This is a genomic window from Marinobacter sp. F3R11, assembly GCF_003318275.1.
In the GTDB taxonomy this organism is placed as follows: Bacteria; Pseudomonadota; Gammaproteobacteria; order Pseudomonadales; family Oleiphilaceae; genus Marinobacter.
Genome location: NZ_QOCH01000015.1, coordinates 76,804 through 91,422 on the forward strand (window position 1 = coordinate 76,804; position 14,619 = coordinate 91,422).

A 14,619-nucleotide genomic window follows, 5' to 3' on the forward strand; every position below is an offset into this window, starting at 1 on the left:
CAAATCAACTAGACACCTTTCCAAACCAACACCAGCCATCTAAACTCTCCTCAATCATGAAAACCTTCTTTCAGTCACTTAGACGGCATTCCTTATACAGTTTATGGCTACTAACCAAAGTAATATCACGCTTACCGGCCTGGCCCGGCGCTTTGTAGACGACGGACTCCTGGACGAGGCCATCGCCAAGGACGCCTTCGTTCAGGCCTCCCAGAACCGGATCCCTCTGATCACCTATCTCACCCAGAACAAACTGGCAGACAGCTCCAAGCTGGCATTTTCTGCGGCAATGGAATTTGGAGTGTCCGTTCTGGACCTTTCATCATTCCTCCCGGAAATGATGCCAGAGAAGATAGTCGACGAAAAACTAGTGCGAAAGCACAATGCCCTTCCGCTCTTCAAAAGGGGAAATCGTCTTTTCATTGCTGTGTCCGACCCCACAAACATTCAGGCACTGGACGAGATCAAGTTCAACACTGGCCTCAGCACAGACCCGGTCCTGGTTGATGATGAACGACTTCGTGAAGCGATCGACAAGTATCTTGAGTCCCATGACACCAGCATGGGAGACCTCGATGATACGGATCTGGAGGGTATTGAAACCGAAGGTGGCGAACAGGAGGATGATGAAGGCGACGTTTCTGCGAATGAGATAGACGATGCCCCGATCGTAAAATATGTAAACAAGATGTTGCTGGATGCTATTCGCGGCGGGGCCTCGGATGTACATTTCGAGCCTTATGAAAAAATCTACAGGGTGAGATACAGAACTGACGGCATGCTGAAGGAAATGTCCCGCCCCTCAATCAAGCTGGCACCAAAGATTTCAGCCCGTATAAAAATCATGGCACAACTGGATATTTCCGAACGCCGGGTACCTCAGGATGGCCGGATCAAGATGAAGCTATCCAAAACCAAAGCCATTGATTTCCGGGTGAACACCCTCCCTACGCTCTGGGGCGAAAAAATTGTACTTCGGATTCTGGATCCCAGCCAAGCCAAACTGGGTATTGATGCACTAGGCTACGAAGAAGACCAGAAGCAGCTGTATCTTGACGCACTCGCCCAGCCGCAAGGTATGATCCTGGTTACCGGCCCAACCGGCTCGGGTAAAACCGTATCCTTGTATACCGGCCTGAACATTCTCAATACTGAAGATATCAACATCTCGACAGCGGAGGATCCGGCCGAGATTAACCTTGAAGGCATCAACCAGGTAAACGTGAATAACCGAGTTGGATTAGGTTTCGCTGAAGCACTACGCGCCTTCCTCCGGCAGGATCCCGATGTAATCATGGTAGGTGAGATCCGGGACCTGGAAACAGCCAACATTGCTATCAAAGCTGCACAGACGGGCCACCTGGTTTTATCCACACTACACACCAACAGTGCACCGGAAACCCTTACCCGGATGATGAACATGGGCGTACCCGCCTTCAACATTGCAACATCCGTAAGCCTGATCATTGCCCAGCGGCTGGGCCGCCGTCTGTGCAGTGCCTGCAAACAGCCCGGCGATGTGCCAAAAGACGTACTTTTGACCGAAGGGTTCACACAGGAACAAATTGATACAGGCTTCAAGTTGTACCACCCCAAGGGCTGTGATAAATGCAATGGTGGGTATAAAGGCCGCGTCGGTATTTACGAAGTGGTCAAGGTTACTGATAAGCTGGCGAGCATGATTATGGAAGAGGCCAGCTCCATTCAAATTGCAAAACAGGCTGAAGCCGAAGGCTTCCGAAACTTACGCCAATCCGCACTGATGAAAGTGATTGAGGGCGTAACCAGCCTTGAGGAAGCCAACCGCGTGACGAAGGATTAAGCATGGCAGAGAAAGCGCAAAAGCTGGAATCGTACATCTGGGAAGGTAAAGACCGGAAAGGCAACAAGTCCAAAGGGGAACTTACCGGTTCCAATCTTGCCCTGGTGAAAGCCCAGCTACGCAAGCAGGGGATCATTCCGGACAAGGTAAAGAAAAAACCAAAGCCGTTGTTTGGTGGCAGCAAGAAGATCACGGCTTTCGACATTGCCATGCTTACCCGGCAACTGGCGACAATGATGAAAGCTGGCGTGCCCTTGGTTCAAAGCTTTGACATTGTTACCGATGGCCTTGAAAACAAAGGCTTGCAGGAACTGGTTATGGCAATCCGGAACGATATTGCGTCCGGCACCAGCTTTGCCGGAGCACTCCGCAAGCACCCGAAACACTTCGATGACCTCTACTGCAACTTGGTGGATTCCGGCGAAAAAGCCGGTGCGCTGGAGCAAATGCTGGATCGCATCGCCACTTATCTGGAGAAAACCGAGCTTCTCAAGAAAAAAGTCAAAAAAGCGATGACTTATCCCATTGCAGTTATTGTTGTTGCAATCGTTGTCACCGCAATTCTTCTGGTAAAGGTTGTTCCTCAGTTTGAAGCTTTATTCCAAGGATTTGGCGCAGAGCTTCCTGTATTTACCCAGATGGTTGTGAAGCTTTCCGAATGGATGCAATCATGGTGGTTTATCGTACTTTTGGGTATTGTGGCCACAATATTCCTGTTCAAAGAGGTCAATCGCCGCTCCCAGAAGTTCTCGGACTTTGTGGACAAATATGTCCTCAAACTTCCAATTGTCGGCGAAATTCTGGACAAATCAGCAGTAGCCAAGTTCGGCCGGGTTCTCTCTACTACCTTTGCCGCAGGTGTCCCCCTTGTAGATGCCCTGGATTCAGTGGCCGGCGCCACTGGCAATGCTGTTTATAGGGATGCCATTCAACGCATCAAAAATGATGTCTCCAGTGGCACCCAGTTGCAGGCATCTATGCGACAGCAGGATATCTTCCCTGTTATGGCGGTGCAGTTAACATCGATCGGTGAGGAATCCGGTAACCTGGATGAAATGCTGCAGAAAGTTGCCGAACATTATGAAGCGGTGGTTGACGATATGGTTGATAACCTGACAGCGCTGATGGAGCCGATGATCATGTCCGTACTAGGGGTTCTCGTGGGCGGTTTGATTGTTGCAATGTACCTGCCAATCTTCCAAATGGGGCAGGTTGTAGGCTAAATCCCACCGCGCGCAGATCATTGTGCCCCTCCCTGCTCCCTCGAAGGAGCAGGGAGAAATGCAAGAGAATCACTCAGAGCTTTTGAATGTCTACATTAAACGTCTTCCTCGCAACGCCGTGGCTCCTGTACCCCTCAGTAATCTTAGTTTCTCTCTGCATTGGCAGCTTTCTGAATGTGGTCATCCTTCGACTGCCGAAGATGATGCATCAGGAATGGCGCTGCCAGTGCGAAACTTTTCTGGAGATACCGGAAGCCCAACACAAGCAGGAAGAGCGCATCACTCTTTCCAGCCCCGCTTCCACCTGCCCTTCCTGCGGCCATAAAATCCGGGCCTGGGAAAACATTCCGGTTATCAGTTACCTTATTCTTCGCGGGAAATGTGGCAACTGCAAAACTCATATATCTGCCCGTTATCCGGTTATCGAGGCAGTAACCGCTCTGTTTTCTGTCATCACTGTTGCAGCCGGCGGCCCTACCGAGACAACGTTGCTTACCCTGCTGCTGGTGTGGGCTTTGGTCGCCCTTACCGTGATCGATTTCGACACGCAGCTTCTGCCAGACAGCATCACCCTGCCCTTGATGTGGCTAGGGCTGCTACTGAGCTACTTCGGATATTCAGGCGATTTCAACAGCGCTTTCCTGGGTGCGGTTTTCGGTTACCTTTCCCTTTGGTCTGTTTACTGGCTGTTCAAACTTGCCACTGGGAAAGAGGGTATGGGGCATGGCGATTTCAAGCTGCTGGCTGCCCTGGGTGCCTGGCTGGGCTGGGAACTTTTACCGGCTATTATTCTTTTATCCTCGGTGGTCGGCGCAGTTGTAGGCATCAGCCTGATGGTGTTCAAAAAACATGGCCGCGAAGTACCTATTCCCTTTGGGCCTTACCTCGCGACCGCAGGCTTGTTATGTTTATGGTTTGGAAGTGAGATCCAGGAATTCTGGTACGGACTACTGGGAGTTTGAGGGACTGAATGAACATTATCGGGCTCACAGGTGGAATAGGATCTGGTAAATCCACGATCGTCCGTCTGTTCGGAGATCTTGGCGTCCACTGGGTGGATGCAGACGATGTGGCCCGCGAAGTGGTAGAGCCTGGCATGCCAGCATTGGCCGCTATAGCCGACCACTTCGGGCAGGATATTCTCACCGCAGAAGGAGCTCTCGACAGGGCACGTCTCCGGCAGATTATTTTCGAGCAGCCTGAGCAACGAGCCTGGCTTGAAAGACTGTTACATCCAATCATCCGTGAAGAGTTGATCCGCCAGCTTCACCCCACCGACTATTGTTTGCCTTATGTTCTGTTAGTGTCTCCCCTGCTGCTGGAAACCGACCAGCACAAACTGGTTGATAGAATACTGGTAGTGGATGTTCCGGTGGATGTGCAGATTGAGCGCACCATGGCACGGGATACGAATTCCCGGGAGCAGGTTGAAAGGATTATTGCCGCGCAACTGCCCAGGGAACAACGTATCGCTCAGGCTCATGCCATAATTGATAACAGCCAACCCACAGATAAAGTTGCTGCCGAGGTTCGCGCATTGCATGAAAAGTTCATGGTGGACTTTGGCTAAACATTTTCGCCTGAAAAGTAGCTCTGCTTTTGCCTGGATCACAACCGCATCATGTTTCTTCATCAGCGCAAACAGTTACGGCATGGAGCCTGTGTTCAGGATACGGGAACACTCAATACCGGAGACTCTGGCCCCGGCAAAACTGCCGCTGTCGTTCTATACGTTCGAGCCTGAAGAGTATTGGGCTGAACCTGACGACTCCTACTGGATAGGCTTCAGCAATTTCATTCTGCGCCAGGAGCGTATTCAGGGCCCAAAAGTGCAGTCCTTCGGGCAGTGGGCAGACAGAACCCTTTCCGGCGAGACCCATGATCTCCCACATAACGAAAGCTACCTGCGCCTGGGCTTCGCTACTGAATCTGAATACGGCGATCCAGCCCAGTTCGAGCCGGAGGTTCGTTTCCGCCTGGATGTACCGACCACAAAGCGCAAACTGCGCCTGGTTATTGAAAGTGAAAGCGACGAACTCATTCCTCTGGAAGAACGCCAGCGTGACCGGCAACTCACGGAGCCTGACCGCACTACCGGAACTATGACAGGTGCTTTCAGGTACCTCTCACAAATAGGCGATGCCATTAACCTGTCAAACGACATAGGTGTCCGCCTCCACTTTCCTCCGGATGCCTTCTGGCGTGCCACTGCTGAAAAACGCTGGCGAGCGAATGCTGACTGGTCAGTGCGTGTGCAGCAGCGCTTTTACTACTACCATCAGGATGGCTGGGGTGCCCGCACCTGGTTCAGCGCCAGCAGGGATATTGGTAATGGCTGGCGCTTCTGGTCTTCTTCTGAACTTGAATGGGTGCACAGCGATAGCGAATTTGTTGCTTCGCAAATTTTCAGCACCAGCAAAGGCCTCAACAATCGATCAACGCTTACCCCACGCATAGGCGTTCTCGGCGAGAGCAAACCTGGCTGGCGGACCACGTCTGTATTCGCCGATCTTACCTGGCGTTACAGGCTACATAGCGACTGGTTGTTTGCCGAAGTAATCCCGGCTTTGACTTTCCCCAGAGAGGAGAGTTTTAAAGATCAGGGTTCAGTTCTTTTTCGAGTAGAAATGTTTTTTTCCGGTAGCATTAACCGCGACTTCTAGCATAAAAACCCGCTTTTAAACCTCAACCACTCAGTGTGAACCAGGACCCATGCCCAGACACCCTTCTATTCCTGCCGAAGACGCTCTGACCCTTGCTCCCATAGCCATCACACGCTCCTGTTTCAAAGACAAATTCGGGGTTCCTCGCCAGCCTGGGCTGACCCGTTATGCCAGAGCCGATCTGCTTATCCAGCCGCCTTATGACCGGGAAGACGCATTCCGCGGTCTGGAAACAGCCAGTCATCTGTGGCTGATATTCCAGTTTCACGAAGCTGTCCGGGCCGAGTGGCGGCCTGTAGTTCGCCCGCCGCGCCTGGGAGGCAACCGTAAAGTTGGCGTATTCGCCAGCCGTTCGCCTTTCCGGCCCAACAGCCTCGGGTTATCTGTCGTGCGTAACCAGGGGCTTGTCCGCAAAGATGGCCAGCTAGCACTCCAGATAAGTGATCATGACCTGATTGAAGGCACGCCAGTACTGGATATCAAACCGTATCTGCCATTTGCAGATGCTGTAGCGGACGCTGGGCTGGGCTGGGCTGAATCGGCACCCACTGAACGCCTGGAAGTCAGTTTTTTGCCAGAAGCCGAGGCTCAGCTTGCCAGGCTTCCACCGGAGCAGTATCCCGACCTGAAACTACTGATTACGGACATTGTGAGCTACGACCCCCGCCCCTCCTTCCGGCGAGGCCGAGACGAGGAGCGCATATATGGTGCTCATCTGTACGATCTCAACGTTCGATTCCGGTTCATGAGCGATCATTCACAGAAAAGTGTCGAAGTGCTGACGGTCTGTTAGACTTCGTTGACGATTAAGTAGTCAAAACGGGGAATTCCTTCATTGCCTTCAAATCGAATGTTCACACGCATAGGTATTCGACCGCTCGCTATGCGGTTGCTTGCGTATGTTCTGATGTTCAGCCTGGTAATTTCTCTGGTCGCCACCGGCGTACAGATGATCGGCGAGTTTGAGCGCCGCAAGGCTGATCTCCAGGAAACCCAGAAGCGTGCCGCCGGGCTTGTTTCTGGAGCTATGAGCAACAACATATGGCTGATGAATTTCAGCGAAGTGGCTAACAGCCTGGATGACATGCGTACGGTTGAAGCCATTGATTACGCCAGCGTTACCACCTCCACCGGGGAACAGTTCAGCACTGGCAGCCATCCTGAAGGCCGGGTTATTTCTCAAACCTTCCCGTTGGTGTTCAACCGCTCCACCTTTCACGGCCCGGAAGATATGGGCACCCTGACCATCACCTCCTCAATCGAGCAGGTTTATTCAGAATTGCGTAACGGCGCCCTGATAAACCTGCTGTTCCAGTCGATTGTGGTAATGCTGGGTACCCTCGGGCTGGTCGTCATTGTTCGCCTCACCCTCTCACGCCATCTGGAAACCATGGCAGATTATGCTGCCCGGCTGAATCTGGATGCACTGGTAGAGCCATTGAAGCTAAGGCGCAAACCACCGCGCAAACCAGATGAACTTTCAGAGCTGGAGCATGCACTGAACAAAATGCGCCTGCAGATTCTGGAAGATACACGCTCCCTCCGGCAAACCACCATTCAATCCCAGGGCGAACGGGATGAGGCCATCCGGGCCAACCGCGCAAAGAACCAGTTTCTCGCCAATGTAAGCCATGAACTACGCACCCCCCTTCAGTCCGTTCTCGGCTATGCCAATCTGTTGACGGATACGCCGCTGGATCAGGAGCAGAGCGAGTACGTACACACGCTGCTCAATGCCTCGGAAAGCCTCTCGGCCATCATCAACGACCTGCTGGATATATCCAGCATGGAAGCTGAGAAACTTGTGCTTGAAGACATCCCCTTCAACCTGAGAGAAACCCTGAACGATCTGGTACACATGCTGGGCGACCGGGCACGGGAAAAAGGGCTGGCACTGGAGTTACGTATTGATGAAGAGCTTCCCTGGGCTTTACGGGGCGACCCTGTCCGGGTACGCCAGGTTTTACTGAACCTGGTTTCCAACGCCATAAAATTTACTGATTCCGGGCACGTGCTGATCAGCATTGAAGTGCTGGGGCGCCGGGAGGAGAAAGTCCGGCTGCGCCTGGCAGTTGAAGACACAGGCATTGGCATCAACCCGGAAGATATACCCCTGGTATATGAACCCTATGTGCAGCTAGGCCAGAGATTCCAGCGCCAGCTTCCCGGCGCAGGGCTTGGGTTGACCATCTGCCGGCAACTCGTCAACCTCATGCAAGGCTCTCTGGACCTGGAAAGCCAACCTGGCGGCGGCTCCACATTCTGGGTTGAACTGACGTTGCCGGTAGCCCCGGAAAACACCTCCCGCCTGCGCCCGGATACACGTCTGGTGAAAGGCAAACGCATACTGGTAGCCGATTCCTACGAGCTTTCCCGCAAGATAACGCTGGAAATGCTATCCCGCCATGATGCACATATCGAAGCTGTAAAATCTGCGGGGGAGGCCCTCACATCGCTACGGTTGGCCTTCGACAATATGGAGCCGTTTGACGCCATTATCCTCGACGGCTTTTTACCAGACATGGACAGCGACCTGCTGTGTCGTCAGATTCGCAGTAACCCCTTATGGGCCGGCATGCGCCTCTTGATTCTCTCATCCAACCCTCAACGCGGCGATGCGGAACATTTCCGACAGGCCGGAGCGGATGCGTTTCTGAGTAAGTCCCTGCGAGAATCCTGCCTGACGCCAATTCTGAACAAGCTCTTTGAAGATGCCACTAAAGATGAACGGTGTTTTCTTACCCGTTTTTCTCTGCAGGCCGGTGACGATACTGAAAAACGCCGCGAACTCACATCTCGTCGCATGAAGGTGCTGTTGGTAGAAGATAACCCGGTAAACCGTACGCTGACCCGAAGGCTACTGGAAAAGCTGGGGTGCGATGTGATGACGGCAAATGATGGTGAGGCAGCCTCCAGCCTATGGCAATGGCATCCCTTTGATCTGATATTTATGGACTGCGTGATGCCCAGAGTTGACGGCTTTGAGGCCACCCGCCGCTTACGGGAATGGGAGAAAACCCGAAAGCGATCACGGGTGCCTGTCGTCGCCCTTACCGCCAGCGCAATGGAAGAAGATGAAGAGCGTTGCCGCCAGGCTGGCATGGATTCATTTGTTGCCAAGCCTGTCAATATTGAAATGCTACGTGCAGTACTGGAACAATACGCTCACGGAGTTCCTGCAAAGGCTCCTGTATAACGCCACAAAGCTGCCCGCGGCAGTTGCCGACTCGACACACGGATTCGAAAGGTCTCCATGAACGTAGAATGCCCCACATGTAAAAAAACCGTAGAATGGACGGATGCAAACCCTTTTCGACCATTCTGTTCAGAACGCTGCAAACTGATTGATCTTGGAGCCTGGGCCAACGAGGAGTACCGGGTTCCTGCGGAAAATGCGTCTCCGGACGATCTGGACCAGGGTGGCGAAACAACGCGTCACTGAATACCACAAGCACCCCCGTGCAAGCTTACAATGGACTTACACGCTTGTAAGTTGTGGTACCCAGGGTAGCCCGTTACCATTCCCTCACAATCAATACCGCCCCGCAATCAAGAAGGTAAAAGAATGAAAGCATCCCGTATTTCCGTGTTGGTTCTTTCCCTCGCTGCTGCCCCTGCTTTTGCCAGCGACGTGGATCTGAGCCTGACCAGCGATTCCGTAAAAGGCCAGGTAAACTTCTTCGGCACCAACAACGATCTTCAGCTTGGCGCCGGTTACACCTATCATGAAGGCAGCCGTCATATTGGCAACGTGGATTTTCATGCTCAGGGTCGTACCGCCCTGGGCAACCTGCCCACTACCGCCGGTATCGGCTTGCGCGCCATAGGATGGGATGACGACCATGTTGATGGCGGCGCAGTGGGCCTGGGTGGTTTTGCCACAGTGAACATCCCGGCTGTTCCGGGCCTTTCGTTCACCGGCGGATTGCACTATGCACCCAGAATTCTCTCGTTTGGAGACTCCGAAGAGCTGACCAGCCTTGAGCTGCGCGCCAGCTATCGGGTTATCCGCAACGCTGAACTTTTTGCCGGTTACCGCTACCTGAACACCGAACTTGACGAGCCGTACCGGGGTGATATCAACCTTGATGAAGGCGTTATGGCTGGCATGAAGATTTTCTTCTAAGGCCTGTTCGTCAGCTTTACAGGGCGCCCCGGGGCGCCCTTTTCCTGTCCTTCTCTCACTTTCCTGAAACTCACAACCTTACACAGCCCCATTCGTACAACCTGTTATAATCACTCATACATTATTCAGATATACCTGTCTGCCGGGCACTGACAGGCTATAAAGAGAGGCTCTATGTCTGCCGCAATGCGCTCGCTCATATTTGCCGTTCCGCTGCTTGCCTTTGCAATCGGAGGGGGAATTCATGTGCCTTCGGTGAATGATGACAACACCGGCTCGGAGCCAGCCTTGAGTTCGTTACCTCCTTTGCCTGCCTGGGCCCGTGAGGATCTGCCGGATTTTTCTGACTACCAGGACGCCACTGAAAAGAAGGTAGCTTTCTTTTCATTTTTGTACCCACGCATTGTACTTGCCAACTCCCGCATCCTCATTGAGCGGGATTATCTGGACAGCCTCACCAGAAAAGATTCGCTGTCGGCAAAAGAATATGCCTGGCTCGCTGCCCAAGCAAAACGACTGCGTGTTGAGGAAGAGCCCGGCAGCCCGGAACAACTTTTCCTGCTGAGAAAGCGCCTGGACATTATCCCTCCCTCTCTGATTCTGGCCCAGGCTGCAAACGAGTCTGCCTGGGGAACGTCTCGCTTTGCTCGTCACGGAAACAACCTGTTTGGCCAGTGGTGCTTCTCCAAAGGCTGCGGCCTGGTGCCACAGAGTCGCGTAGACGGTGCCAGCCACGAAGTAGCCTCCTTCGCATCGCCATACCACTCTGTACGAGCCTATATTCAGAACCTGAACCGACATGCAAGCTATCAGGGGCTCCGGGACACTCGTCTGGATGACAGAGAAGCCGGCACCCCGCTTTCCGGGCTTGCCCTTGCCCGTGGGTTAATCAGTTATTCTGAGCGCGGCGAAGAATATGTTAATGAAATTCGCTCGATGATCCGTTATAACAACCTGGAATTCTACGACATTGAGTTCAGAAAAATTTTAAGCGATCGCAGCCCGTCGCACCTGAAGGAACTGGCATCCGCAAATGCCGAAAATGCCCTTCTGCCAGGCCAGAGCACTGACGCTTCGGCCGAGAGCTGATCTCCGATTAACCCCTGATAACCTGAGACATTCCCGCATGCTTGATTTTCTGCCTGCGCCGCTGAAGGGAATCCTGGCGGCTCTGTTTATACTGCTGAACACCCTCGTGCTGTTTCCGTTCCTTATCCTGTTTGCGCTGCTTAAGCTCCTGGTTCCGGTAACAGCCACCCGCAAAGCCTGCACAGTGGTACTTAACAACATTGCCCGGCTATGGATAGGGGTCAACAACATGGTGATGGACTTGCTCCACAGGCTGGACTGGGACGTGCGGGGTGCCGAATATCTCAGCCATGACCAATGGTACTTCATTACCTGTAACCACCAGAGCTGGGCTGATATCCCCGCCATACAATATGTGCTCAATAGCCGAGTTCCCTTACTGAAATTTTTCCTCAAAAAGCAACTTATCTGGGTTCCATTGTTAGGTATTGCCTGGTGGGCACTGGATTTTCCATTCATGCACCGCCATACCAAAGAGCAAATTGCCCGGAAGCCTGAATTGAAAGGTAAGGATATTGCCGCCACCCAGGCTGCGTGCGAAAAGTTCCGCTATACGCCAGTAACCATATTTAATTTTATGGAAGGAACCCGCTTCACGCCGGCCAAACATCAGCGCCAGAACTCTCCGTACAAACACCTGCTCAAACCACGAGCAGGCGGCACGGCATTCGTTCTGGGAGCCATGGGCGAGATGCTGCATACCATGCTGGACGTAACCATTGTTTACCCGGGCAAGCAGCGTATAGGCATCTGGGATTATCTGTGCGGTCGCATCCGCAGGATTGTGATCGATATTCAGGTTCGGGAAATTCCGAAGCAATTTCTTGGAATGGATTATGAGAACAGCCGGGAAACCCGGGTGGAATTCCAGCGCTGGGTGGGAGAGCTCTGGAAAGATAAGGATGCCCGCATCGAACAAATCAAAAGCGAGAGTGCTGCCTGACGCAATTGCAGGCCATACCCAGCTCTACAGCAACCCCAGCTCCCGGGCACGGACTGTTGCCTGGGTACGGGAACGCACTTCCAGTTTAGCGTTTATGCGCCGGGCGTGAGTTTTGACGGTATGCAGCGAGATATGCAGCGTATCCGCGATCTCCTGATTTGATAGTCCTTTAGCGATGAGTTCAAGCACTCCCAGCTCGCGGTCGCTGATCGGCTCCGCAAGCATCGCAGGCTGCGTTCCTATGGATATTCCAAACAGCCGGCCCAACACATCCCTGAAGGGTGTCTCTGGTAACTGGCTGTACGCCTTCTCCATAAGATCCTTCAGCTCAAGCTTCAGTTCAGCAAATGGACTAACGAAGTGTTCCTTTTCTGCCTCCGAGACTACCGATGCAAGAATCTTCTGCGCTGGCGCCAGGCCCTTTTCCTCACTGACAAGTATGGCCTCCAGCAATCGTATGTGGATATCAACAACCCATGGAGTATTCTCACTATGACGCTTCCGAGCGTCAGCAAGGGTTTCACGGGCTTTTACAGGTTCACCCCGCGCGAGATCCAGCCGCACCTGAAGGCAATCCAGCAACCCGGGCATCATCGGGAACAGCTCAGGCACACATCCGGCGTCACGGTATGGCTGCAGTTTTGCCAGAGCCTGAGCCACACTTTCGAGCTGATTCTGAGCCAGCCAGCAACTGGCTTTCAGTGCCTCCAGAACTGGAACATAAAGCGATTCATCTACCTGCCAGGTGTGCATGGTGCGTTCGGCTCTTCCAATCCATACAAACGCGTCTTCCAGACGCCCCTGAGAGCGACACATCAACACCCGGATAGCCATAGCCAGTAAGAGCCCGAGATCCCGGGTCTGCTCCGCATGGCGCCCGCAGGTCATCAACAAGCGATCCGCCTCCGCGTCCCGGCCCTGGTGCCAGAGCACAAGAACCAGGTTTAGCTGAAGCCGGGTTTCACCTATGCGGGCGGGCCGTGTCAGTTCCTGCACTACGGTGTCCAGACCGGTTCGAAGCAACTGTTCCGCGTGCTTGAGAGCCCCTTTTCCCAGCTCAATCCGGGCATGGGCGTAGACCGCCAGCGCTTCTGAACCCGAGTCACCCGCTTCTCTGGCCAGTCGGGCTGCAGCGCGATTGGCTTCCCTGGCTTCTGTGAAATGCCCGGATGCACAAAACGCGCTGGCGCGAACCATCTGCGTGACCAGCTGCCCCTGAGTTGAAAGCTCCCGGCCAGAAAGAGCACGTTCCGCCAGCTCAAGAGCTGGCGCGACCTGACCTTCACCACGCACAATAAACGCCCTGAGAGCACAGATCCGTGCTTCATGCTCTTTGCGGCTGGCAGGATCCATACCGTCAATCAGCGCCTGAGCCTGGCGGAACTGACCTCCAATGGCATGCACCCAGCTATAAACAATCCTCAATCTGGCGCTGCGCTCAAGTAGCTGCGCCGGAAGGCTTTTACGTAAACGCAGCAGCGAAGCCGTATCCTGCCCCAGCAAAAGTGCCTCAGAACCCTCAGATGCAATACGGATCACCTCTTCTACATCACCAGCCAATAACGAGTATTTCAAGGCTTCGGGGAACTGATTGCGACTACCAAACCAGCGACTCGCTGCCAGCATCCTGTCAGCATAACCCGCCATTACCGGGGATTTCAGCCACTCCATCAACAGTGGGTTGAGGCGATACCAACGCCCCCAACCCGGCAGGATCTTGACAGGCAAGCCCCGCTCACAGGCCTCGGAAGGCAACATAACGCCATCAGGAATCAAAGAAGAGTCTAGTGCCTGAACCAGCTCATCAGAACAAAGCCCAAGCTCAGACATGATCCTCAGGGAACGTATCTGGCCAGGCGCCAGGCTGCCCAGCACGGACTCTTTCAGAAACCGCTCAACACCGGGCGTTTCTGCAACAGTGTACCTTTCAGAACTTTGCAGGATATCCCGGCGGTAGAGCGCCAGCGGAGTGGGCCAGCCCTCGGTAAGATCGTACAAATGATCAATTGCGACACTGGTTAGCTGCTGATTCCCCAGAATATCACTGAATAATTCAAAGGTTTCACTTCGGCTGAACTCCAGTTTTTCGGCACCAATACGGGTAAACCGGTTTTCCAGTTCCAGCGCGTGTGTCTCATAGGGCAATGACTGCCTTGAAAGCATGACGATCGAAAAATCACGAGGTATATCAGCTATAAGCTGTTGCAGTAACGCAATGACTGCCGGATTTGTAATATGCTGAAGGCCATCGAGGACCAGTACGGAGCGACTCTGCACCGGCTTGTTTTTCAGCCCCATGAGCATGATTGCAAGGGCGTCAGGGAATGTAGCTCCTCCTTGCAGACTGCTCTCCGAGGACTCGGGAATATCCAGCGCAACTGACAGCAGGCTGAGAAACCTGGCAGGCCCGTTATCCTGAGAATTCAGCGTCAGCCACCGGACATTTTCACCGGCGATTCCAGCTGCCTGAATCCCCATAGCTACCGTATGGGTCTTACCATATCCGCAAGGGGCTTCTACGAAAATCACACCTCCCGGAGTTAATGCGTCAGCTATCAATGCATTCAGATGAGGACGCTCCAGCGACTGAGCCGGAAGTGCAGGTACCTGCAACCTCTGTCTGAGCAGATCTCTTACGAGTTCACCCCGCTTGAGCCCATTGTTTGCTGATTGGAACTCGTCATTGGCTGCAAAGCCATCATGGACTGATTTCACAGACTGCCCCGAATACGCCTTTAGTATAATGAGGAGGT

Annotated in this window: 12 protein-coding genes; 11 read left to right on the forward strand and 1 reads right to left on the reverse strand. The window is 53.4% G+C overall.

Annotation, left to right across the window (positions count from 1 at the left end; genetic code table 11):
* The first annotated feature begins 103 nt into the window (after positions 1-103).
* The 11 genes from pilB to DS878_RS08810 all read left to right on the forward strand — a co-directional run bounded on the left by pilB (position 104) and on the right by DS878_RS08810 (position 11,866).
* Positions 104-1,822 carry a type IV-A pilus assembly ATPase PilB gene (gene pilB / locus DS878_RS08760; RefSeq protein WP_113815603.1) on the forward strand — a complete coding sequence of 573 codons (1,719 nt, stop codon included), beginning with the start codon at positions 104-106 and terminating at the stop codon, positions 1,820-1,822.
* A gap of 2 nt (positions 1,823-1,824) precedes the next feature.
* Complete coding sequence (locus DS878_RS08765; protein WP_113815604.1) at positions 1,825-3,045, forward strand: type II secretion system F family protein; 1,221 nt, start codon at positions 1,825-1,827, stop codon at positions 3,043-3,045.
* A gap of 86 nt (positions 3,046-3,131) precedes the next feature.
* Positions 3,132-4,007, forward strand: a complete 876-nt coding sequence (locus DS878_RS08770; RefSeq protein WP_113815605.1) for a prepilin peptidase — start codon at positions 3,132-3,134, stop codon at positions 4,005-4,007.
* An 8-nt stretch (positions 4,008-4,015) separates the two neighbouring features.
* Positions 4,016-4,615, forward strand: a complete 600-nt coding sequence (gene coaE / locus DS878_RS08775) for a dephospho-CoA kinase (RefSeq protein WP_113815606.1) — start codon at positions 4,016-4,018, stop codon at positions 4,613-4,615.
* On the forward strand, positions 4,608-5,708 hold the full coding sequence (locus tag DS878_RS08780; protein WP_261977710.1) for a hypothetical protein: 1,101 nt from the start codon (positions 4,608-4,610) through the stop codon (positions 5,706-5,708). The genes coaE and DS878_RS08780 overlap by 8 nt, the downstream gene beginning before the upstream one ends.
* Positions 5,709-5,757: 49 nt before the next feature.
* Positions 5,758-6,501: a tRNA (N6-threonylcarbamoyladenosine(37)-N6)-methyltransferase TrmO gene (gene tsaA / locus DS878_RS08785; protein WP_113815607.1), complete on the forward strand. Its 744-nt coding sequence runs from the start codon at positions 5,758-5,760 to the stop codon at positions 6,499-6,501.
* 42 nt (positions 6,502-6,543) lie between these two features.
* Positions 6,544-8,904, forward strand: coding sequence for a response regulator (locus DS878_RS08790; RefSeq protein WP_113815608.1), 2,361 nt, complete (start codon positions 6,544-6,546; stop codon positions 8,902-8,904).
* 57 nt (positions 8,905-8,961) lie between these two features.
* Positions 8,962-9,150 (forward strand): DNA gyrase inhibitor YacG, encoded by a 189-nt coding sequence (gene yacG / locus DS878_RS08795; protein ID WP_113815609.1) that lies wholly within the window; start codon positions 8,962-8,964, stop codon positions 9,148-9,150.
* A gap of 123 nt (positions 9,151-9,273) precedes the next feature.
* The gene (locus DS878_RS08800; RefSeq protein WP_113815610.1) at positions 9,274-9,834 is read left to right on the forward strand and encodes a YfaZ family outer membrane protein; all 561 of its coding nucleotides are present in this window, start codon (positions 9,274-9,276) and stop codon (positions 9,832-9,834) included.
* Positions 9,835-10,008: 174 nt separating this feature from the next.
* Complete coding sequence (locus tag DS878_RS08805) at positions 10,009-10,923, forward strand: glucosaminidase domain-containing protein (RefSeq protein ID WP_113815611.1); 915 nt, start codon at positions 10,009-10,011, stop codon at positions 10,921-10,923.
* Positions 10,924-10,960: 37 nt separating this feature from the next.
* The gene (locus DS878_RS08810; RefSeq protein ID WP_113815612.1) at positions 10,961-11,866 is read left to right on the forward strand and encodes an acyltransferase; all 906 of its coding nucleotides are present in this window, start codon (positions 10,961-10,963) and stop codon (positions 11,864-11,866) included.
* Between the two features lie 24 nt (positions 11,867-11,890).
* Here DS878_RS08810 and DS878_RS08815 read toward each other — a convergent pair whose 3' ends face one another.
* The gene (locus DS878_RS08815; RefSeq protein WP_113815613.1) at positions 11,891-14,581 is read right to left on the reverse strand and encodes a LuxR C-terminal-related transcriptional regulator; all 2,691 of its coding nucleotides are present in this window, start codon (positions 14,579-14,581) and stop codon (positions 11,891-11,893) included.
* Positions 14,582-14,619: the final 38 nt, after the last annotated feature.

Coding starts and splice junctions, on each gene's coding strand:
- pilB (WP_113815603.1), top strand. CDS start 104: ATGGCTACTAACCAAAGTAATATCACGCTTACCGGCCTGGCCCGGCGC.
- DS878_RS08765 (WP_113815604.1), top strand. CDS start 1,825: ATGGCAGAGAAAGCGCAAAAGCTGGAATCGTACATCTGGGAAGGTAAA.
- DS878_RS08770 (WP_113815605.1), top strand. CDS start 3,132: ATGTCTACATTAAACGTCTTCCTCGCAACGCCGTGGCTCCTGTACCCC.
- coaE (WP_113815606.1), top strand. CDS start 4,016: ATGAACATTATCGGGCTCACAGGTGGAATAGGATCTGGTAAATCCACG.
- tsaA (WP_113815607.1), top strand. CDS start 5,758: ATGCCCAGACACCCTTCTATTCCTGCCGAAGACGCTCTGACCCTTGCT.
- yacG (WP_113815609.1), top strand. CDS start 8,962: ATGAACGTAGAATGCCCCACATGTAAAAAAACCGTAGAATGGACGGAT.
- DS878_RS08800 (WP_113815610.1), top strand. CDS start 9,274: ATGAAAGCATCCCGTATTTCCGTGTTGGTTCTTTCCCTCGCTGCTGCC.
- DS878_RS08805 (WP_113815611.1), top strand. CDS start 10,009: ATGTCTGCCGCAATGCGCTCGCTCATATTTGCCGTTCCGCTGCTTGCC.
- DS878_RS08810 (WP_113815612.1), top strand. CDS start 10,961: ATGCTTGATTTTCTGCCTGCGCCGCTGAAGGGAATCCTGGCGGCTCTG.